This is a genomic window from uncultured Chloroflexus sp. (assembly GCF_937129525.1).
Classification (GTDB): Bacteria; Chloroflexota; Chloroflexia; order Chloroflexales; family Chloroflexaceae; genus Chloroflexus.
This window is the reverse complement of the sequence record NZ_CAKZNK010000051.1, coordinates 14,066-34,713: the sequence shown is the minus strand read 5'-3', so window position 1 is coordinate 34,713 and position 20,648 is coordinate 14,066. Positions and strand designations below refer to the sequence as shown.

The 20,648-nt window shown below is 57.1% G+C and carries 18 protein-coding genes; 15 read left to right on the top strand and 3 right to left on the bottom strand.

What is annotated here, in order from left to right; genetic code table 11:
* Nucleotides 1-14: 14 nt before the first annotated feature.
* The 10 genes from Q0650_RS05575 to aroQ all read left to right on the top strand — a co-directional run bounded on the left by Q0650_RS05575 (nucleotide 15) and on the right by aroQ (nucleotide 15,329).
* The gene (locus Q0650_RS05575) at nucleotides 15-221 is read left to right on the top strand and encodes a 50S ribosomal protein L35 (protein WP_298816749.1); all 207 of its coding nucleotides are present in this window, start codon (nucleotides 15-17) and stop codon (nucleotides 219-221) included.
* A 165-nt stretch (nucleotides 222-386) separates the two neighbouring features.
* A complete protein-coding gene (rplT, locus tag Q0650_RS05570) occupies nucleotides 387-746 on the top strand; it encodes a 50S ribosomal protein L20 (protein WP_298816747.1) in 360 nt (119 codons plus the stop codon).
* A 120-nt stretch (nucleotides 747-866) separates the two neighbouring features.
* Complete coding sequence (locus Q0650_RS05565; protein WP_298816745.1) at nucleotides 867-1,646, top strand: RNA methyltransferase; 780 nt, start codon at nucleotides 867-869, stop codon at nucleotides 1,644-1,646.
* 140 nt (nucleotides 1,647-1,786) lie between these two features.
* Nucleotides 1,787-2,836 carry a phenylalanine--tRNA ligase subunit alpha gene (pheS, locus tag Q0650_RS05560; protein WP_298816742.1) on the top strand — a complete coding sequence of 350 codons (1,050 nt, stop codon included), beginning with the start codon at nucleotides 1,787-1,789 and terminating at the stop codon, nucleotides 2,834-2,836.
* 3 nt (nucleotides 2,837-2,839) lie between these two features.
* On the top strand, nucleotides 2,840-3,712 hold the full coding sequence (locus Q0650_RS05555) for a hypothetical protein (RefSeq protein WP_298816740.1): 873 nt from the start codon (nucleotides 2,840-2,842) through the stop codon (nucleotides 3,710-3,712).
* Nucleotides 3,709-4,629 carry a DMT family transporter gene (locus Q0650_RS05550; protein WP_298816738.1) on the top strand — a complete coding sequence of 307 codons (921 nt, stop codon included), beginning with the start codon at nucleotides 3,709-3,711 and terminating at the stop codon, nucleotides 4,627-4,629. Before Q0650_RS05555 ends, Q0650_RS05550 begins: the two co-directional genes overlap by 4 nt.
* Nucleotides 4,630-4,821: 192 nt before the next feature.
* A complete protein-coding gene (locus Q0650_RS05545) occupies nucleotides 4,822-5,817 on the top strand; it encodes a sugar phosphate isomerase/epimerase (RefSeq protein WP_298816736.1) in 996 nt (331 codons plus the stop codon).
* A gap of 131 nt (nucleotides 5,818-5,948) precedes the next feature.
* The gene (locus Q0650_RS05540; protein WP_298816734.1) at nucleotides 5,949-9,683 is read left to right on the top strand and encodes a right-handed parallel beta-helix repeat-containing protein; all 3,735 of its coding nucleotides are present in this window, start codon (nucleotides 5,949-5,951) and stop codon (nucleotides 9,681-9,683) included.
* 12 nt (nucleotides 9,684-9,695) lie between these two features.
* Nucleotides 9,696-14,861, top strand: coding sequence for an NEW3 domain-containing protein (locus Q0650_RS05535; RefSeq protein WP_298816732.1), 5,166 nt, complete (start codon nucleotides 9,696-9,698; stop codon nucleotides 14,859-14,861).
* Between the two features lie 24 nt (nucleotides 14,862-14,885).
* On the top strand, nucleotides 14,886-15,329 hold the full coding sequence (gene aroQ / locus Q0650_RS05530) for a type II 3-dehydroquinate dehydratase (RefSeq protein ID WP_298816730.1): 444 nt from the start codon (nucleotides 14,886-14,888) through the stop codon (nucleotides 15,327-15,329).
* 56 nt (nucleotides 15,330-15,385) lie between these two features.
* Here the strand turns inward: aroQ and Q0650_RS05525 are convergent, their stop codons facing one another.
* Complete coding sequence (locus Q0650_RS05525; protein ID WP_298816727.1) at nucleotides 15,386-16,390, bottom strand: amidohydrolase family protein; 1,005 nt, start codon at nucleotides 16,388-16,390, stop codon at nucleotides 15,386-15,388.
* The gene (locus Q0650_RS05520) at nucleotides 16,387-16,779 is read right to left on the bottom strand and encodes a metal-sulfur cluster assembly factor (RefSeq protein WP_298816725.1); all 393 of its coding nucleotides are present in this window, start codon (nucleotides 16,777-16,779) and stop codon (nucleotides 16,387-16,389) included. Before Q0650_RS05520 ends, Q0650_RS05525 begins: the two co-directional genes overlap by 4 nt.
* A gap of 398 nt (nucleotides 16,780-17,177) precedes the next feature.
* On the opposite strand from Q0650_RS05520, the gene Q0650_RS05515 reads away from it, so the two are divergent.
* The 5 genes from Q0650_RS05515 to Q0650_RS05495 all read left to right on the top strand — a co-directional run bounded on the left by Q0650_RS05515 (nucleotide 17,178) and on the right by Q0650_RS05495 (nucleotide 19,920).
* Nucleotides 17,178-17,687, top strand: coding sequence for a molybdenum cofactor biosynthesis protein B (locus Q0650_RS05515; RefSeq protein WP_298816723.1), 510 nt, complete (start codon nucleotides 17,178-17,180; stop codon nucleotides 17,685-17,687).
* A 79-nt stretch (nucleotides 17,688-17,766) separates the two neighbouring features.
* On the top strand, nucleotides 17,767-18,405 hold the full coding sequence (locus Q0650_RS05510) for a 4-vinyl reductase (protein WP_066788492.1): 639 nt from the start codon (nucleotides 17,767-17,769) through the stop codon (nucleotides 18,403-18,405).
* 4 nt (nucleotides 18,406-18,409) lie between these two features.
* On the top strand, nucleotides 18,410-18,622 hold the full coding sequence (gene yidD, locus Q0650_RS05505; RefSeq protein WP_298816721.1) for a membrane protein insertion efficiency factor YidD: 213 nt from the start codon (nucleotides 18,410-18,412) through the stop codon (nucleotides 18,620-18,622).
* 119 nt (nucleotides 18,623-18,741) lie between these two features.
* Nucleotides 18,742-19,452, top strand: a complete 711-nt coding sequence (locus Q0650_RS05500; RefSeq protein ID WP_298816719.1) for an RNA polymerase sigma factor — start codon at nucleotides 18,742-18,744, stop codon at nucleotides 19,450-19,452.
* A gap of 3 nt (nucleotides 19,453-19,455) precedes the next feature.
* A complete protein-coding gene (locus tag Q0650_RS05495; protein WP_298816717.1) occupies nucleotides 19,456-19,920 on the top strand; it encodes an anti-sigma factor in 465 nt (154 codons plus the stop codon).
* 46 nt (nucleotides 19,921-19,966) lie between these two features.
* Here Q0650_RS05495 and Q0650_RS05490 read toward each other — a convergent pair whose 3' ends face one another.
* Nucleotides 19,967-20,572 (bottom strand): hypothetical protein, encoded by a 606-nt coding sequence (locus Q0650_RS05490; RefSeq protein WP_298816715.1) that lies wholly within the window; start codon nucleotides 20,570-20,572, stop codon nucleotides 19,967-19,969.
* Nucleotides 20,573-20,648: the final 76 nt, after the last annotated feature.

The following is a 20,648-nucleotide window of genomic DNA, read 5'->3' as shown; positions in this document are numbered from 1 at the left end:
AAAGGAGACTTTCGATGTCTAAGCTGAAGATGAAGACGCACAAGGGCGCGAAAAAGCGCTTTAAAGTGACCGCGTCTGGCAAGTTCCTCCAACAGAGGGGTGTGCGCGGCAACAAGCGCAACCGCCCTAGCCGCTCGCAGCGCGCCTGGGGTAAGGGGCAACCGACTTCGCCCGCTAACCGCCGTATGTTGCAGGTTGCATTGCCCTACGGATTAGATTAATTCCTTGCCGAACGGGTTATGGGCTTCCCGTTACCGCTGATGGCCCTACGCTGCGCGTAGGGTCTTTGTAAGCCTGATCGGTTGTTGTGTGTTAATGTTTTACTGCGGATGAAGTTCAGGGTTCGGTTTGCCACCTCCTGACCGATCCGCCAAAGGAGAAAACGCATGGCTCGTGTTAAGCGTGGCATGATGGTGCGCAAGCGCCACAAGAAACTGTTAGCTCAGGCCAAAGGCTATCGCGGCGCGCGCAGCCGCCACTATAAGGTTGCGCATGAAGCAGTGATGCACGCGCTCGCCGATGCCTATCGCGACCGCCGCCGCCGCAAGCGCGATTTCCGCCGTTTGTGGATTATGCGCATTAACGCTGCTGCCCGGCTGCACGGCACAACGTATAGCCGCCTGATCAATAGCCTCAAGCAGGCTAATATCGTGATCGACCGTAAGATGCTGGCCGATCTGGCAGTGCGCGATCCGCAAGCGTTTGCCCGCATCGTTGCTCAGGCTCAGGCTGCGGTGACGGCATAGCGTTGTAGCTCGCTTTTTCTGATATTTTGTTGGCCGGCAGCGCGGGGTGAATTCGCTGCCGGTCACATATTTTTATGGTATGCACTCCTGTGATGGAAGCCGGTTTTAGCAGATGTTATCATGATCACCAGCACTGCCAATCAGCATGTGAAATGGCTTCGCGCTCTGGTCGAGTCATCGCGCCACCGGCGACGCGAACGTAGTTTTGTGCTGGAAGGGGTGCGCCTTGTCACTGACGCACTCGCTGCCGGCGCCGAACTGCGCCTGGCGCTCTACGCGCCCGATCAGCTTGCGACGACTGAGGCCGGCGTTGCCTTGCTTGACCGGCTGCGCTCGCTACCACACTGCTTTCCGGCTACTCCGGCTGCGATTGCTGCCGCCGCCGATACCGAACAACCACAGGGCATCATTGCTGCCGTAACCTGGCCAATGTTGCCGCCTCGCCCCGGCTTGCGCCTCGTGCTTGATGAAATTCAAGACCCTGGCAATGTCGGTACCTTGCTTCGTTCGGCAGCAGCGGCAGGTGTGGGTTGCGTGATTTGCGCCCCCGGCACTGCTGATCCCTTCAGTCCAAAAGTGGCACGCGCAGCAATGGGTGCTCATTTTTTGCTGCCGCTGCGCCTGATGGGATGGGAGGAGATCGCTGTAGAACTGGCCGATTATACCGTCTATGCCGCCGATAGCGCAGGCCAACAGCCGTACTATGCTGTCGATTGGCGGCAACCGGCAGCGTTGATCATCGGCAACGAAGCCCACGGTCTCGGCGCCGCCGCTCGCGCGTTAGCCCATCGGCTCATCGCCATTCCAATGATCGGCTCTATCGAGTCGTTGAATGCTGGCGTTGCCGGCAGTATCATCCTGTTCGAGGCGTTACGTCAGCGGACGGTCGGTCAAAGCTGACCGGTGAGACGATGGCAAGACCACATCTCAGTTGGCTTGCCTTTTCTCCTCGTGTTTGCGCCTTCACGCTCTTGCTTCCGTCGTTACAATGTATAATAGCAACGCAATTGCCATTCGCAACTGGAACAAGATGGTGCCGCATGACCACACTGCTCGACGAATTGACCGCACTTGAACAGGAAGCACTCGTTGCGCTCGAGTCGGTTGCCGACCTGTCGGCACTCACCGAATGGAAGAGTCGCTATATCGGCAAGCAAGGCCGTCTGTCGCGCCTGAGTCGCGGCCTGGGTTCGTTGCCTGCCGAGGAACGGCCACTGGTCGGCCAACGAGTGAATGCGCTGCGCGAACAGCTCGAGACAGCTTTCGCCGCCGCCAGAGAACGGCTCGAAGCTCAGGCTGTTGCCGCTGAACTGGCCGCTGAACGGATCGACGTGACGATGCCCGGTCGCCGACCTGCGGTTGGATATGTGCATCTCACCAACCAGATTTTGCGTCAGGTCCAGCAGATCTTTGCCGAAATGGGCTTTCAAGTTTGGGAGAGTCCTGAAGTAGAGTACGATGCCTTCAATTTCAGCTTGCTCAATTTCCCCGACGACCATCCGGCGCGCGATATGCAGGATACGTTTTATATCGAAATGCCGGCGGGCGCGCCATCAGTGCTCTTGCGTACCCATACTTCTCCTGGCCAGATCCATGCGATGCGGCGTAATGCACCTAACCCGCTGCGGGTGCTGATCCCCGGCAAGGTTTACCGCAACGAGCAGGTCACGGTGCGCAGCGAGATGATGTTCCATCAGTTTGAGTTTCTGGCGGTTGGGCGCCATGTGACGATGGCTGATCTCAAAGGCACGCTCAGTTTCTTTGCCGAACGAATGTTTGGCCCGGGCACACAGGTGCGGCTGCGCCCGAGCTTCTTCCCCTTTACCGAACCAAGCGCTGAGATGGATGTTACCTGCTTCCTTTGCGGCGGTAACGGTTGCCGGATTTGTAAGTATGCCGGCTGGCTTGAAATTGGTGGTTGCGGGATGGTACACCCCAATGTCCTTCGCAACGGTGGTTACGATCCGGCTGAATTTAGCGGTTTCGCTGGCGGATTCGGCCCCGAACGAGTGGCAATGCTCAAGTATGGCATCGACGATATTCGCTGGTTCTATAGTGGGGATCAACGCTTCGTTGAGCAGTTTGGGTGAGCGATGCGCCGCGCAGAACTAAACAAGGCTATTCACGATCTGTACCGTTCTGAACACGAAGCGCTCGGCGAACGTGGTGGCTATGAGTTGCTCGAACGAGCGCGGCAGTGGAATTTAGCCCCCGATCTGGCGGCTGGAGGGGTGATTGTCTTCCCACACGCTGGTGTCGCTGATTGTGGGCATCAGATTGCGGCTGCTGTGCATGCCTGCCTCGATAGTGGCGCCGATCAGGTTCTGGTGATCAGTGTGCTGCACGCCTGGAACGATGAAATGGAACAGGCGCGCCGGCGCGTGGCTGCCGGCGGATCGCCCGCCGCAGAGCGTTATTGGGGTATTCAGGGGCCGGGTCTCAATCGCGGTGAAGAGTGGCAGCTCGACCACGCTCTCTACAGTTTTCGTTTCTTCTGGGAACTCGAAACCCGTCGCCGCGGTATTCGTGGGCCACAGGTCATTGAGCGTTATCCCTATCTGGCCGGTGGACATCCCGAATTGCTGCCCGGTATCGACGAACTGGTTGAGCTGGCGCGTAATGCAGTGATTGTTTCAACAGCCGATCCCTTTCACCACGGCATCGGTTATGGCGATCCCCCGGAACAGTCGTTTGCGCCCGACGCTGGCGGACTCGAACTGGCCCGTCGCACCATCGAAGAGGGCATAGCATTGCTGGCTGCCGGTGACTACTGGGGGTATAACCAGCATTGTGTGCGCGCAAAAAGCGATGCGCGCGATGCCGGTCAGGTCTTCCGCTTTTTACGAGGACCTCTGCAAGGTCAGATTATCGATCTGGTCGCAAGTGACGCGACTCAACTCTACCAGACGCCACCGCCTACCTGGGTGGCTGCGCCGCTGGTGCGCTGGACGAAAGCAACCGCATGAACCGACATCGCCTGTGGCTCTACACCGTTCTGTTTGCCGGCGTCATGATCGCCTCAACAGCATCCATCATGATCCGCTATGCGCAGAGCGCCGGTATGTCTTCACTGAGTATTGCCGCCGGACGCCTTGGCCTGGCCGCGCTGATCTTGACACCGCTGGCGCTTGGTCGCGCCGGTAGTGAGATTCGCCGCCTGCGTCGGCGTGACATCCTGTTTGGCATCGGATCGGGCGCTTTTCTGGCTGTTCACTTCGCAAGCTGGATCAGCTCGCTCGAATACACCTCGGTCGCTAGCAGCGCCGCTCTCGTTTCTACCAACCCGCTATGGGTCGGGTTAGCCTCACTCTTCTTCTTCCGTGAACGATTGCACTGGACAACGCTCCTGGGAATTGCGCTCACGCTGATCGGCACCATTACCATCGGGATCAGCGATAGCTCCAATTCCACCCAGAGTAATCCCTTGCTCGGTAATACGCTGGCGCTGGTCGGAGCAGCGACGGCCAGCGCTTATCTCCTGATTGGGCGCGACCTTCGGCGCCGCCTATCTGTGCTCGCCTACATCTGGCTGGTCTACACCAGCGCAGCAGTCGTCCTGGTGATCTGGGCACTGGTCGCCGGACAGCAATTTTTCGGCTTCCCACCGTATGTCTATCTCTTCGTGCTTGGCCTGGCAATCGGCCCCCAATTGCTCGGCCATACCGCTTTCAACTACGCGCTAAGCAGCCTCTCGGCAACCTATGTTGCAGTGGCTATTCTGGGAGAACCGATCGGCTCCACATTGCTCGCTTTTCTGCTCTTTGGCGAAACACTGGCGCCTCTGCAATTTGGCGGGATCGTGCTCCTGCTCGGCGGTATTGCAATTGCTTCGATTGCTGAACAACGCGCGCCGGCCAGCGCGAGCCAACAGGCAGTCGGGTAATTATTGCCACCGAAACCAGTTCGCGTAGCGATAGCGGATTCCGAGCAGTGTTCATGCACGCGAAGCGAATCCCTGCTGGTCGAGAACCTGTTGATGCAAAGATACTATCACCAAATGCCTGAGCAACGATGAAAATAGCCGTCGAGAGGCGTGATATAATGTATGCCTACTAGATTGTGATGAGGTTTGGCCGTGTTGATCGGTCTTTCCGCTTTGAGTTTTAGTTATCGTTGCGGGTTGATTGGGCGCGGCACCTTCCGCGTAGTCAGCCACCCGCTCGATGTCGAGGATATCATTACCCTCGCTACTCGCGCCGGTTTGCAGAGTGTTGAATTCCCATTGAGTCTGTTGCCCGATCTCTCTCCCGACCGATTGCATGCTTTGCGTGATCGGTTGAGCTTGAGCGGATTGATGCCGGTAGTCGATAGCGATATCGTTGACGTTCAACTACTGCGCGCGCACATTCCTGCAGCAGCAATGCTCGGCGCGCGGGTATTGCGTGTTCTGATCAGTCCGGTGCTGGAAGGTTATCGCCGACCGTTTACCGATAACTGGCCCGCTCACCTGGCCGACATAGCCGAACGGTTACGCGCAGTCACCGAACTGGCCAGCGAACACAATGTGGTACTGGCCGTCGAGAATCATCAAGATGCGACGAGCGCCGACCTGGCCGAACTGTGCGCAGCGGTGGATAGTCCGGCCATCGGGGTCTGCTTCGACGCGGTGAACTGTCTGGTTGTTGGCGAAACGCCGTATGCCGCCGCCGAACGGCTTGGCCCCCTCATTCGTAATGTTCACCTCGCCGATTACGAAACCTACCCCACATCGCAGGGCTGGCGCCTGGTGCGCTGCGCTCTCGGGGAGGGCGATCTGGATATTCGCCGCCTCCTTGGTATTATCGAGCAATCTGCGCCAGAGATCACCTGCCAGATCGAGCTGGTCAGCCATAGCGCTCGTCATGTGCGCATCCTCGATGATGATTGGTGGCAGGGTTATCCTCCATGCGATGTGCGCGAGGTATTACCGGTCTTGCGCCTGTTTGCTCAAACGATGCGCCTGCGCGATGACGATTGGCGCACCCCCTGGGAACGCGGGGCGGGCGAGGAGCAGATCAGCCTGTACGAAGATCAACAGTATGCTGCTTCTCTCGCGTACCTCCGCGCGATTGGTATCCTGCCGCGACTGTAAAAATCAGGACTAAATTCCTGTTTCCCGCCTCGCCCAACTTTCCATCAGCGCGTGATACAATCGGAGTAACCTGCAAAGGTTATCTGTTTCCACTGCGCGCAATCTATGAACGTTGTTTAAGGAGTTTTCTCATGCGTGCCCGCAGGTATTGGTGGTGGCTGGTAGCGCTGCTTTTGCTAAGCAGTATGCTGACCTGGCCAAACAATGGTTACGGTCAGGATAGTGAAACGATCTTTTATGTTGATACCCTGGCTGATAATCCGGTCACCGATCTCTCTAGCCATTGCACAGACAATCTTGCTAACGCGAATTGTAGCCTGCGCCAGGCACTCACGAAAGCCAATAAAACAGCGGAAACGAATCCTATTATCGTGAGTTTTGAGCTGATTACCGAGGGGCAGGTTAGCGCACCCCCGTATATCATCACGCTCACAAACGGGCGACTGCCCCCAATCACCCGCTCCCACGTCAGGCTACTCGCCGATCTCGCCGGGAGCCTACCCCAGGTTGCGATCAATGCCAATGGTAACGATGTTGGGCTGGCCCTCAATGGCGGCAGTGCGATCGTGTCCGGATTGGCTATCTACGGCGCCAGTAACGCTGATAGCATCTACCGCGGCAGCGGGATCTTTATCGGAAGCGCCAGTAATGAAGTGCGCAACTGTTTGATCGGCCTGGATTTAGATGGAAATGTGCCGTCCGTTCCCAATCGCAACGGCATCGTGATCAATGGCAGCGCGGCTACCAACAACCAGATCGGCGTTCCTGGCAATCCCAATACGATTGCCGGCAATGTGGCAAATGGGGTCTGGATCAACAATGCTTCCCAAAACACCATTCGAACGAATCGAATTGGCGTGCTGCTAACGACCACCACACTCGCGCGGCCCAACGGTGGGTATGGCATACAGGTCATCAGTGATCTGATCAGCGATCCCAATGGCCGATCCGAACTGAACACCATTGGTGGCGCTGCAAACCTTGAACGCAACATCATCGCTGCAAATGAAGCAGGTGGAATTCTTGTAAGTGGCGCTCGCACCATTACCACCACCATTGCCAGTAATTTGATCGGTTTCAATCTCGATGCAGATCCAGCTATTGGTAATGACGGTGATGGCATCATCATCGAAGACGGTGCGCAGAGCACGATCATCGGGAGCGCCAGCGCAACCCAACCGCTCATCATCAGTGGGAATACCGGTTTCGGTATTCGCTTGCGGGCCAATGGCGATGCGCCGATCAATACGACGATCCGGGGCTTTGCCGCTATCGGTCTGAGCCGAAGCGGTTCGAGTGCCCGCCCAAACACGCTTGGCGGTATCATCGTTAGCGAAAGCGCCGGCACGACTACCATCGGTAGCGCCAATACCATCGTTCGGATTGGCGGTAATAACGGACCCGGCCTGACGATTACCAGCAGCGGGGTTACGGTAACCAATACGCAGATCGGTGTCTTCGACAACGTAACCGGAAGCATCCCAAACAATGGCGGTGTGTTGATTGCAAACACATCACAAATCACAATGACCGCCTCAACTATCACCGCCAACACTGCCTACGATGTTCGGATCGAGAATGCCAGCGCCGTCACCATTGCGGGCAACACGATAGGGTTGAGTGTTGACCGACGCAGCGCGCCCGGCAGCTTCGCTGCCGGGATTGCAGTGACCAATAGCACTGATGTCACCATCGGTACCGACACCAGTGGCAACGTGATCGCGGCTGCCAGTGGCCCGGCAATTGCCATCAACGGCGGCACTAACATTACAGCGCGCGCCAACATCCTTGGTTTGCGGCGCGATACGTCTGGCGATGCGCTCAACATCGCTGCACCCAATACTGGCCCGGCGATACAGGTCAATGGCGCCAGCAATATTACTATCGCTAACAATGTGATTGGCGGTAACGGTAGCGCCGCCGGGATTAGCCTCGCCGCAACGCAATCAGCCACCATCCAGCAAAACCAGATCGGTTGGATTGTCGATCCTGACGACAGTAACACATTTCTGGCCCGTCCTGCCGGAGTCGGAATCGATATGACGGGAGTTACCACAGCGACAGTGAGCGGAAACCTTATCCGACTCAATGTCGCTGATGGAATCCGTCTGACCGATACAACCAGCGTGACCATTACCAACACCAATGTCATCGAACAAAATGGCGGCAATGGCATTCAGGTTGGTGGCGGAAGTCTCGGGGTTGCGATCAGCGGGAATCGCCTGCGCGCTAACAACAGTTATGCCGTGCTGGTTGCCGATAATGCGCGCCGGGTGCGTATTACCCAAAACCAGATCGCCGCTAATAGCGCCGGTGGCATTCAACTTCAAAACGCTACTCGCTACAACGGCACTCCACCTGATCCCGATCAGAGTCTCAACCGGCCCAACCACAGTATTGACCCTCCGTTCAACCTTCAGCTCACCCAGGACGGTCAACTTGTTGGGCAAGTCTTTGCCAGTAACGCCGAAAGCGAAGCGAGCCTCGATCCGGTTTCAGCCTGCGCCGGCTGCGTGATCCACGTCTACAGCACCGATCCAGCCCTGCCATCTCCTGATGGTCAGGGGTGGCAACTGCTCGAAGTGCTTGTCAACGGCATCCCGCGCCAGGATATTCACCAGGTTAATAGCCTCGGCGAGTTTAGCGCCATCTTGACCGAACCACCCGGTAACCATCGCCAGATCGCTTTGACTGCGACCGACCGATTTGGCAATACTTCCGAGTTTAGCGTCTTCACGCCAACCATCGATCTGCGCCTGGTACCCATCGATGCCGTCGAGCAGAGCGCCGCGCCAGGCAGCAGCATCACGTATCGCCTGCGACTGGAAAATCATGGCACGCTTGGGCTTAACCGGTTGCGTCTCTCAACGTCAGGTACGTTATCCGGCTGGACAGTGACTGCCCAACCTGCTGATAGATTCAATATCTTGCCCGGCGCCAGTCAGTTGGTGACGGTAACGTTGTCTCTTCCAACCGGAACCCATCCTTCGGTACAGGTGCCGATCACCGACACTACCACATTGACGCTTACCGCGCCTGCGTTCAATCCGGTCACGCAGACACTTCGCACATCCGTGCAAGCGCTGCCGGTAATCGTCGCATCTCCTGCTAGCGGTAGCGCTATCGTGCTTCCTGGAGTCACCCATATTTACCGTCATCAGCTTACCAACAACGGCAACGTCACGACCACAATTGATGTCAACGCTACCACCAGCGATCTGATTGGTCTCGACACCTACAACACGACTGTGCTGACCCCCACCGTGACGCTGGCGCCGGGTGCCAGTGCAGAAATCGCGGTCGCTATCACCGTGCCGCTTAGTTCACAGACGACCGATGCCAGTGGGAATCCGGTGCGCGCAACTACCGTTATCACTGCCACACCGCGCGGCTTCAGCGGCCAGGCCATCACCATGACCGACGTGACAACAACCGGTTTGCGCTACGCCGCCGAATTGCGCAGCAGCTACGAACAAGATGTGCAGGCTGGGCGCGAAGTTGTCTTCCTCCATACGTTGCGCAATACTGGCAATGGCCGGGCAACGTTCCAGCTCAACTTTGCCGCTAGCCGCGGCAGCACCCTGATCGCCTTCGAGTCGGGAACCAGTGGGGTCACGATTAGCAGTAATACCGTTACCCTCGACAACATTGCCGGGAGTGGCCGGATCAATCAGATCACCCTGCGTGTGCGCGTGCGGATCAGCGAGACCATCCTGCCCGATACCCGTGAGACATTGCGGATCTGGGTCTCGGTTCCCGGTTCAGATGAGGCGCTGAGCGGCGCGGAAGTGCAGGATGTCGCCATTGTGCGTGATCCCTCAGGGTTGTTGATACCGGCGGTCTGGATTCCCCTCATCTTGCAGTAGGAGCGGCGCGCTATGCACCGACACTATCGCTTTGCCATCCTGGTGATCTTCCTGCTTAGCCTGTTGCCGGCAGCGCCGCCGGTCCTGGCTGCCACATTCACTGTCAATTCACTGGCCGATACCAACGATGGCGCCTGCACTGTCACACCGGGAGGTTGCACGCTCCGCGAGGCGATTCTGGCGGCAAACAGCAATGGCGTGCCCGATACGATTACGTTTAGCGTCAGTGGCACGATCTATGTGCGCAACGAAGGATTGCCGGCGCTAAGTGAGGGAGGGACAACGATTGATGCGGGGAGCGACCATTCCGTTATTCTGAGTGGCGAACAACTGCGCACCAATGACGATATACCTATCCCGGCGCACGGACTCGTCATTGCGTCAAACAACAATGTCATTCGCGGGCTGGTCATCGTGCGCTTCAATCGCAGCGCCGGTTTCGTCAACGGTGGATCTGGCATTTATCTACGCAGCAATGCCCAAAACAATCTCATTGTCGGCAACTGGATCGGTCACCTGAATGGCCAGCCCGAACCCAATGCCGGCTACGGCATTCTCATCGATGGCGGCGCCAGCAATAACCAGATTGGAACCGGCAATCCGACTGACCGCAACGTCATCAGTGGCAATGCAACGGCTGACATCGGCCTGAATAACAACTTGAGCACGTCCTTCTTGAGCGGAAATCAAATCCTGGGTAACTACATTGGCACGAACGTAGCAGGAACTGCGGCGCTGGTGACCACCCCCGCAGCAGGTAACCTTGGCGGGATTTCAGTCGAGAACTATGCCCGCGACACGTTAATTAGCGGCAACCTGATCGGCGGCTACACCGGCGCTAACGCTGCCGGTATCGTTTTGTTTAGCAATTCTACCAGCAGCGGATCGGCCAGCATTCCGCGTAACACTCGTATCACCGGCAATTGGATCGGGGTCAATCCCACCGGTGCCGTGATTGCCAATCGGATTGGCATTTTGCTGGCCGGTGGCGCCACGTATGGCGCAATTAATACAGAAATCGGCGATCCGAATAATCCCGTTGCAGGCCGCAACTACATCAGCGGCAATACGAACGGCGGAATTGTCATTGCCGACACCAATTTTGCGACCGGTCCTACCGTGATTGCCGGTAACTATATCGGGGTAGCGCTTAACAGCAGTGGCAATCCCTTTCCGGTCGGAAACGGCACGATTAACCAGACCGCTGGCGGCGAGGGCATCTTCGTTGGTCGTAACGACAACTCGATCACAACGACTATCGGGCCGGGTAATGTCATTGCCGGCGCGCGCACCAACGGAATTCGAATCCGGGCAAGTAATACGGTTGTGCGCGGTAACTATGTCGGAGTTGATCCGACCGGCGCTCAAACAACCACTACCACAATTAACGCTCCTGCGGTTGGCTATGGCACCGGCGATGCCAGCATCTACATTGAAAATGGCAGCAATACGCTGATCGGTGGCCCCAACCCCGCTGACCGCAATGTGATCGCAGCAGGCAATTTCGCTTATACCGGATCAGGCGCAGCAGTGCTGATTGAACCCTGTGGATCGGGATGCGTCGCTAACGGCAACACGATTCAGGGCAACTACCTTGGTGTCAGGGCAGACGGCAACGGCATTCTGGCCAGCAGCATTGCGTCCGATAGTGAAGGGATCCGCCTCTCGACTGTCGGCAACACCACGGTGCGCAACAATCTGATCGGTGGTGTCGATCGAGGGATCAATCTGCGCAACAATGCCAGCAATAATCAGATTATCAACAATCGGATCGGCGTGCGCGCTTCTAGCAGTGACACACCCGGCAGCGGTACCACCACGCGCAAAGAGGGGATCTTGATCGGGAGCGGAAATAATAACCGGATTGAGGGCAATCTGATAGCGTTTAGCGGTCAGGGCAATACTTCCGCATTTAACGCTACCCACGGGATCAGTGTCAGTAGCAGTAACAACCAGCTCGTGCAGAATCGGCTGGTGCGGAATGGTCGGCTTGGCTTCGGTCACGGCATCTTCGTGGCTGATGGCGTTGTCGGCGTGCTCATGTCGCGCAATACCACGCAGGACAATGCTGGCGATGGAATCAGTCTTGGTAGCGGCGCCAATGGCAATCTCGCTGCGCCGGCGTTCAACCCGATCACTGCCGGATCGCCGATCATCAGCGGCAGTACCGGCTGCGGCGCTAACTGCGTGGTTGAGATCTTCACCAGCAGCGCCAGTATCACAGATCGCAACCGCGAAGGGCCGGTCTTCCTAACCAGTACAGTCACTGCCGCCGATGGTAGTTTTAGCGCCAATATTACCGGTTGTCTGGGGTATATTACTGCGTCCGTCCACAACCCTGCGACTGGCAACAGTTCACCCTTCTCGAACGCTCTTGATGTCCTTGCTACCGATGCCTGTAGCACTCCAACAGCCACCCTCACTGTCACCGGTGGTAGCAACCGCGCCGTTAGTCTAGGTAGCTCAACTACCTATACGCTCACGCTTTCGCATACAGCATCTGTGACGCGCACCTATAACCTGACCCTGGAGAGCAATCGCGGCTGGACAAGCGGGCCGGCTCTGGTTGAAGTGCCCCCTACCGGCAGTGCGCAGATCATCATCGGCGCAGCAGTGCCGCTGACCGCCAACCCAGGCGACATCGATACGACAACTGTCACGGCGCGCAGCGATCAGACGGTCTCGAATAGCGTTACACTGACTACGACTGCTCAGGCGGTAACCATTATCCCTGCGCAACCGGTTGTCTCTCCTGGCCAGATCGTCGAACGGACGGGAAATACCGTCACCTTCACGCACACCGTAACCAACACCGGTCAGCTTACCGGCAATCTGAGTGTCATCCGTCCTGATGGGAGCAGCGGCCTACCCATTTTCAACGGAACGCCGCCGACGGGATGGAGTATCGCGTCGGCAACATTTGCGACTTCCATCCTGGCTCCTGGCGCAACAACCACACTGACCATTGTTGCCAATACCCCGGATAGTGGACTGTTGCTCGCCGGTGATTATTCGTTCGCCTTCCGAGTGCGCGCTGTTAGCCAACAAGGAACCCAAACCTTTACCGAACAGAGCGATCCGGCAACAGTCGATACGGTTCGGGTACCCATCGTTCGCAATTTTGAATTTAGCGCAGTTGCTCCAACCAGTCGCCAGGTCACTCCCGGTGGCGCGGTTGATTTTACCTACACATTAACCAATACCGGTAATTTCACCGACACCTTCATCATCACGCCGCCTACCACAACCACACCTGCTTCAGGACTTACCTTCGCCAGTGTTCCCACCGGTACCTTCACGCTGGCCGCCGGTCAGTCCCGCCCCATCACGCTCACGGTCACGGCCACTCCTGCCGAACCGGTCGGCAGTTATGATTTCACTATAGCGGCTGCTGCCAGCGGTGGCGCCAATCCACCACCAAACCGCACCGCGAGCGGTACCGTGCAGGTTCTTGGCGGCGGCACCCCGACGTTCGTTGGCGCGCCAGCCGTTACCCCCAACCCGGTCTTGCCTGGCGCCACCGCCACCGTCACCGTCACTGTGCGCAATAGTGGCAACGCTGCCGTGCCATTCGATTTTACCCAGACCCTGCCTGTCGGCTGGAGTCTGGCTGGCGCAAACAATACCTGCCCTTCTCCTGTGCCAACCGGTACGTTCACCTGCGCGTACACCATCCAGCTCAACGTCCCGGCTACGGCTGATGGTGGTGATGCTACGGTGACGATCCGGGCTATCGCGCGCAACGGTGGTCTTACCCCTCCTGCACCCGACACCGAGCGCACCACCACCGCAACGGTCACCGTTGCCACGCTGCGAGGACTTAGCTTTGAACCAACGCCATTGAATGCAGGTGGCGATCCGGGCGCAGTTGTCACCTTTACCCATACCCTTACCAATACCGGCAACGCTCCTGACATCTTCGATCTGAGCGTACAGGGGCTACCGCCAGGCTGGACGGCAACGGTCAATCCCATCGCAACCGTGGTCTTAGCGCGCAATGCCAGCCTGACCGTAACCGTGCAAATCACCGTTCCAACCAGTATTCCGGCTGGAACAACCGCCACCGCGACTACGCGGGCCATCTCGCGCGGCGATCCACTGGTCAGCGCCGAAGTCATTGACAGTGTAACGGTCAACAGTGTCGATAGCGCCGAACTCTCATCCGGCGTGACGCGCAACAGCGTCCCTGGCGCAACCATCGTCTTTACGCATACCTTGCGCAACACCGGCTCATCCAGTATCGTCTACGATCTGAGCGCCAGCAGCGCAGACTCAACCTGGCCATTGCCAGTCGTCACGCCGGCCACCAGCTCCGTCCTGGCGCCAGGGAGCAGTACAGTCATCACTGTCACAGTAAGCATACCAACCACAGCGCCTGTCGGCACGAGCAACTCCATCACAGTAGTGGCTCGCGCCAGCGGCGCCAGCGCCGCGCTCGCCAGCGCAACTAATACCGTTCAGGTTGGCGCGCTCCGTGATGTAGAGATCGAACCGGAGCGTGAGGTAGTCGCCCTCCCCGATCAAACAACAGTAATTACCCATACGGTGCGCAACCTCGGTTTCAGCAGCGACACCTACACGATCAGCGCAGTGCAGGGTGATGGACTAAGCGCAATTGCCACACCCAATTTGATCAGTCTTGGGCCAGGCGAGAGTCGCGACATCGCCGTGCTTCTCACCTTGCCACCGGGACTGCCGGCTAACGCGACCCTGAGCAGTATTCGGGTCACCGTCGTCTCGCAGAGCGATAGCAGTGTCAGCGCTACTATCTTTGACCGGGTGCGCGTGGGTCTGGTAACCGGCGTAGCGCTCAATAGCCCGCAGCTTCGCGGAATTCCCGACGGTATCTCCAGCATCACCTTCACCGGTTTGACGTTAGAGAATCTAGGAAATGACACCGATACCTTTGATTTGACGGTCAGCGGAATTGACAGCAAATTCGGGGTCATCGTCGTCCCGGACAGTGTCACTCTCAACGGCGGTGCCATTGACTATGGTCTGCGGGTTACCGTCAATCTGCCGCCAATTCAGCCGGTTGCGCTGCGCAACGATCTCATTCTCACTGCCACTTCACGGCGCGATCCCGATCAGCGCAGCAGTGTTCGACTCTCGCTCATTTATCTGACACGTCAGTCAATCTTTGGTGACCCGATTTTCATTCCCGTCGTCAGTCGCTAGGAGTCCGCAAGGGGATATTGCCACATGAGCAAGACAGTTCTGGTCATCCATGGCCCCAACCTGAATATGCTGGGCCGTCGCGAACCGCACATCTACGGCGCCATGACACTCGATGCAATTAATGAAGCGCTCAAACAGCGCGGCGCGGCTGCCGGGATCGAAGTGCAATGCATACAATCAAATCACGAAGGGGAACTGGTTGATGCCATTCAAACACGCGGCTGGGAGGCAATGGGAATTATTATCAATCCGGGTGCGCTTACCCATTACGGACTGTCATTGCGCGACGCATTAGCGATGCTGTCAGCGCCGATCATCGAAGTCCACCTGTCGAATGTCTACCAGCGCGAAGCGTTCCGCCACACATCGGTCATCGCGCCAATTGCGCGCGGCCAGATCACCGGCCTGGGCTGGCGTGGCTATCTGCTGGCGCTAGAATGGTTACTGGCCGAATACGAAACGGTCTAAACCGGCGAAAAGGCGCCGACAATGCGCTCTAGCACCATCGGCGCCCCAATCTCACCTTATGCAACCAACCCCAGGCTACGCTTCTTCGCCTCGACATCGATCCCGTGCAGACGGGCCAGATTCAGCCCAAGGATCTTCTTCTTCGCCTCCTTCGTCAACTGGCCGCAGCCATACCCCTGCACAATATCCTCAGGCAGCTCAAACTCCCAGAACGCCTTCAACGCTCCGCGAGGATGCCAGATCGGTGTTTCGCCGCCATAGATAATTTTATCTTCACCGCACCAGAAGAGCAGTTTGGCCATTGTCTCGGCAAATACCCGCGGTGACCGCACCACAAAGTTCACCGTTGCGGCAATCGAGGCGTAGAGGTTGGGATAGCGCACCAGTTGCCAGCAGATTTCATCGATAAACGGCAGACCCACGTGAAAGATGATAAAGTTGATCTCAGGGAAATTGGCCGCTGCGCCATCCATATCCCAGGCCTGAGTGTGCTCAACCGGTTGCGGGCCGAGCGGCACCCCTTTATGCACGCCGATGATGTTGACACCCAGCTCCAGCGCCTTCTCAAAAACAGGGAACGCCACCCGTGGATCGTCCATGCGCCAGGGGAAGGGCTGACCATAGTCATAGCGCACATTGTAGAGCTTGAAGCCACGCGCGCCATATTCCTTAACCTGAATCTCCATCAGATCGAGCGCCTTTTTCCCTTCTAGCGGGTTAACCGACCCCCAGAAGATCGTTCGGTCAGGATAGCGACGCGCCATATCAGCGCAGCGTTCCCAACTTGACAGACCATCTTTAAACAGGTCGGTCAGCGGCAACGGTTGAGCGATGATCATATCGGTGGGGCTTTCATCAAACACCATCCGCGCAATCTCATCAGCGTGCCACTCACGCATATACTCTTCGCGGCTGAGCGTCTTCTCACCGGGCGCGTTCAGCACCTGATGAAAGGCGTAGAGGTGTTCGATAAACATCTCACCCGGCTTGCCAAAAGCGTTCGCCTTGTCAAAATTGAAGACGTGGCACACCCCATCGAACACAAAAGTATCCTCGATCATGGCGCACCCTCCTGCTGCGCGCGACGCAATCGCGCTTCGCGCAACGGCAACAACTGCTCAAGCGGCAACCGCAACCGCTCACGGGCTAACGGCGACATCCGATCAGGCGACCAGGGCGTATCCCACGTAATATTGACCTGCACCTGTTCTACTCCAGGCAGCGTTTTCACCTCCGCTTCCATCATCTGCAAGAGATGCAGCGCAAATGGACACCATCCGGTCGTCAAAATGATGTCAATATCGACCCTGGCGTCCTCCACCCGAACTTGCTCCACCAGCCCCATATCGACCACGCTCACCTGCCGCTCTTTGCAGCACGGATCGTAGCACCGTCGCAGCGCGGCCATCACTTCGTCGTGATTGATCCTGACCGTTGTGGTGGTTGCCATTAACACCTCCCTGGCAGCAACGCTCGAAAACAACAGCACGCTCGCGGCGATGCCGGAGCGTGATGAATGATAACGATGCTACGCCGCATCAATACCGGTTTGAGCAGATAAGATCTGGCATAAATATATCAAATATCGTTTGTGAATACAAGACTTTGCGAGGTAACGGCGCAAAATCTTAACCAATCGGCATACCCGGCCTGGAAAGCAAACCTCGTTACGGCCCAGGCACCGAATGCCATAATCGGAAAGGCGAAGCAATAGAGTGACAGATGTATCGCTGCTACCCGCACCCAGAAACTCTCGTATCCATGGAAGCAGACATCAATCTTGATTGGACACAAACCCCCAAATTGTGGTAGGATACAGCAAGTGAACCAACGGTAGGGAACCGTATTATGGGGCATCAAAAACATCGCCAGTTGGCAGCAGAGCAAACGGCGTCCATCCCCTGCGCCGTTCTCACCATTAGCGACAGTCGCACTGAGGCCACCGACGACAGTGGTCGCTACATTTGCACATCGTTGACGCAAAACGGCCACAATGTGGTACAATATGCCGTGGTGCGAGATGAACCGGCGCAAATCGTTGAGATGGTGCGTCGTTTTGCTGCTGAAGGGTGCAAAGTTATCATTACGAATGGCGGTACCGGTATATCCCGGCGAGATAGCACCTTTGAAGCCATTGACGCCTTACTCGAAAAGCGGTTGCCCGGTTTTGGCGAGCTGTTTCGTATGCTCTCTTTTGCTGAAATAGGGCCGGCAGCGATGCTCTCACGCGCAACTGCTGGCGTATTCGGTGGGACCCTAATCTTCTGCCTGCCCGGTTCGCCGAACGCGGTACAGCTTGGTCTTGACCGTCTCATCTTGCCCGAATTGGCGCATCTAGTATGGGAGACTGTGCGCTGATCGCTATTTTCTGTTATAGTATGAGCGTTGTTGCAAGAAACCGTTCTCTTCGTAGCTGTGAGAAGGAGCCAGAGAACCCATGACGTCAGTAGAAGCCTTCCGCGGCCTGTACTATCCTAACAAGATCGGCCGACTCTGCTTCCTGTCGCTGGAGGAAGTCATGGGTCAGAACGGCGTGAAGGCCCTCCTCCGGCTTGCCGATCTGCAACAGTACATCGACGCTTACCCACCGAATGACCTCAAGCGTGAGTTCCCCTTTGAGGCCATCTCGAAATACTCGGTGGCGCTCGGCACGATGTACGGGCCGCGTGGAGCGCGCGGTCTTGAGTTGCGCGCCGGACGTGTTGCCTTCTCGCTTGGTCTGAAAGAGTTCGGTCCGCTGCTTGGAATGGCTGATCTGGCACTGAAACTGATGCCGATCACCATGAAGCTCAAGATCGTGCTCAATGCCACTGCCCAGACATTTGATCGCTTCTCAGACCAGTCGAGCCATGTCGAAGAAGAGCGCGGACGGTTCGTCTATCACATTACTCGTTGCTCGAACTGTATCACGCGCCCTGAGCCAGGTCCCGTCTTCTATATCGCTCGCGGTATTCTCGAAGAGGCAACCGCCTGGGTGAGCGGTGGTCGCCGCTTCTCGGTCGAGCAGATATCATGCATGGGGCAAGGTAATTGCTCGTCGTGCGCCTTCGCGATCGGCAAGGATCCCCTGGAGTAAGCCGATGATCCGCTGGTTGCTGCTTAAGCTTATTCGCTTCTATCAGGTCGCTATTTCGCCGTGGACACCACCGAGCTGCATTTATACTCCCACTTGCTCGCACTACGGCTACGAAGCGATTAAGAAATACGGCGCGCTACGCGGTGGCTGGATGACGATCAAACGGATTGCGCGCTGCCATCCCTTCGCTCGCGGCGGCTACGATCCGGTACCTTGATAAAAGTCTGAGCGCCATTCACCATATGGCGCTCAGACTTTCGTGTTGCCTGCAACTTTATTCTCCGCGCCTTCGTCTATTTATCAGCCGGTTGTTTGCTGCATGACCGCAGTAAACGTATGGCGCTGATCATCAGCGCCGGGAGTTATACATCGGTGGCTGAACCATCTCGCGAGACGATTGTGCGCGCCCAACAGGGCGATCAACAGGCATTGACTGATCTGATTATCAGTCAGCAACATTATGTCTATAGCATCGCGATGAGCGTGCTAAAAAACGCTGACGATGCTGCCGATCTGACCCAAGAGGCATTTATCCGCCTCTTTCGCGCCTTGCCACAATACAACGGCGAGAGCCGCTTTACAACCTGGCTGTATCGACTGGTGGTCAATCTGTGCCGCGATGAATTGCGCCGACGGGGCCGTCAGGCGCCGCTCGTGCCGCCTGCATCCGACGATGAAGAACTTGATGCACTCCATACCGTCGCCGATCCCGACCGCCTGGTCGATCCGGCGCAATCTCTCGATCTAAACCAGCTCCGCCTCGAAGTGCGGCGCGCGCTCGAACAACTTGAACCACACTATCGCCTTGTCTTGACGTTGTACTATTTTGAAGATCTCAAGTATACCGATATTGCCGAGATCCTTGACCTGCCCCTCAATACGGTGAAAAGTCACATCCGGCGCGGTAAAGAACGATTGGCGCAATTGTTGCAACCGCATGAACCACCGGCAACTCGCGCCGTCAATCAGTCGCCGCGCAAGCCTGCCGATGACCGGCTGTTGCAAATTACTCCATTGCGTTTATTGCCGGAGTGGGGAAGGAGGTGAATGATGAGCGCTCCATTGTCAACACCACCACCCGACGAGCTGCTCGATGCAGCCCTGCGCCACGAGTTGCGCTGGGAAGCGCCACCTGAGCTGACGAGTCGCCTGCTCCAACTGGTGCCCGGCACCTCAATCACAGCGCCCGATCCAGCGCCGCTGCCGCGCTGGCGCTTTTACCTGGCCGTAGTGCTTATTGTAGTGACCGCGCTGGTATCGATTATCGGCGCCAGCTACCTGTACCAGCTTGTCTGGTTCCAGCTCGGAGCTGATTATCTGCTGGCCCAACTCGAAGCATTGCCTGCGCGCCTGTTGCAGATGGTCTACGACACGATGCCTTTCGCGCGTGAACTCATTGGTGTCATTGCATTGATTCGTGATCAGTTGCACTGGTTATTGCTGGCACTGATACTCTGGATCCTCCTTGATCAGCGGCAGTCAGAAGGACGCCTCGCCCACAATGGGCAATCATAACAGCAAGCATGCGGGTCGTTACACTACCCGCATGCTGATCCTCGTTTTATCCGGCTGGCGTCGCTTCGTTCCACAGATATGTTGCCCACTCCTCCGCTGGATAGACCCGCTGTGGTCGTAGTGGATTGATCCGGGATGCCAGCAATGCGCCACGTCGCAATTTCGGCAAACCGGCTTCTTCAACCAGCCACACCACCCGCGCTTCGTAAGGGCGGTTCCCCGGCGGGTATACCCATAGCGTTAACTCAACCTCCACGGCGCGCATCAGAATCGCTCGTTTGTACGAACCAACCATCTCAACCTTTAACAGTTCGGCCCGCACCGGTACCGATGTCGATAGGTCGCGCTCCATCGCTTGCCGAATCGCTGTGTAGCGTCGCTCGAAACGACGTATAGCAGTATGTACCGGCGGTATCAACAGCAGTGAAGTGCTGAGAATCGCGTATGGCAGCATCTGCTTGAGATCAAGTCGTTGCTCCTCACCATTAATTGTGCGACAACGAAAGTGGAGAGTTCCCTCATTGCGCACCGGTTGCAATTCGCCTACACAGATAAACGGGCCGATGACACGAGCCAGATCTGGCATAAAGACGAGACCGGTTGTGCCACAGATGAAGCCAAGCAGTAAACTGAGCGCTATTCGGGCTAGCATAGCGGCTCCTCTCTCAGGGTTGTGGTTGCAGGTGTTGTCTGAATCGCTCGAGGGAGTGGCTGAATGCTCAGGTTGG

Coding starts and splice junctions, on each gene's coding strand:
- aroQ (WP_298816730.1), top strand. CDS start 14,886: ATGAGCAAGACAGTTCTGGTCATCCATGGCCCCAACCTGAATATGCTG.
- yidD (WP_298816721.1), top strand. CDS start 18,410: ATGATCCGCTGGTTGCTGCTTAAGCTTATTCGCTTCTATCAGGTCGCT.
- Q0650_RS05520 (WP_298816725.1), bottom strand. CDS start 16,779: ATGGCAACCACCACAACGGTCAGGATCAATCACGACGAAGTGATGGCC.
- pheS (WP_298816742.1), top strand. CDS start 1,787: ATGACCACACTGCTCGACGAATTGACCGCACTTGAACAGGAAGCACTC.
- Q0650_RS05565 (WP_298816745.1), top strand. CDS start 867: ATGATCACCAGCACTGCCAATCAGCATGTGAAATGGCTTCGCGCTCTG.
- Q0650_RS05515 (WP_298816723.1), top strand. CDS start 17,178: ATGGGGCATCAAAAACATCGCCAGTTGGCAGCAGAGCAAACGGCGTCC.
- Q0650_RS05490 (WP_298816715.1), bottom strand. CDS start 20,572: ATGCTAGCCCGAATAGCGCTCAGTTTACTGCTTGGCTTCATCTGTGGC.
- Q0650_RS05535 (WP_298816732.1), top strand. CDS start 9,696: ATGCACCGACACTATCGCTTTGCCATCCTGGTGATCTTCCTGCTTAGC.
- Q0650_RS05575 (WP_298816749.1), top strand. CDS start 15: ATGTCTAAGCTGAAGATGAAGACGCACAAGGGCGCGAAAAAGCGCTTT.
- Q0650_RS05510 (WP_066788492.1), top strand. CDS start 17,767: ATGACGTCAGTAGAAGCCTTCCGCGGCCTGTACTATCCTAACAAGATC.
- Q0650_RS05550 (WP_298816738.1), top strand. CDS start 3,709: ATGAACCGACATCGCCTGTGGCTCTACACCGTTCTGTTTGCCGGCGTC.
- Q0650_RS05495 (WP_298816717.1), top strand. CDS start 19,456: ATGAGCGCTCCATTGTCAACACCACCACCCGACGAGCTGCTCGATGCA.
- Q0650_RS05500 (WP_298816719.1), top strand. CDS start 18,742: ATGGCGCTGATCATCAGCGCCGGGAGTTATACATCGGTGGCTGAACCA.
- rplT (WP_298816747.1), top strand. CDS start 387: ATGGCTCGTGTTAAGCGTGGCATGATGGTGCGCAAGCGCCACAAGAAA.
- Q0650_RS05540 (WP_298816734.1), top strand. CDS start 5,949: ATGCGTGCCCGCAGGTATTGGTGGTGGCTGGTAGCGCTGCTTTTGCTA.
- Q0650_RS05525 (WP_298816727.1), bottom strand. CDS start 16,390: ATGATCGAGGATACTTTTGTGTTCGATGGGGTGTGCCACGTCTTCAAT.
- Q0650_RS05555 (WP_298816740.1), top strand. CDS start 2,840: ATGCGCCGCGCAGAACTAAACAAGGCTATTCACGATCTGTACCGTTCT.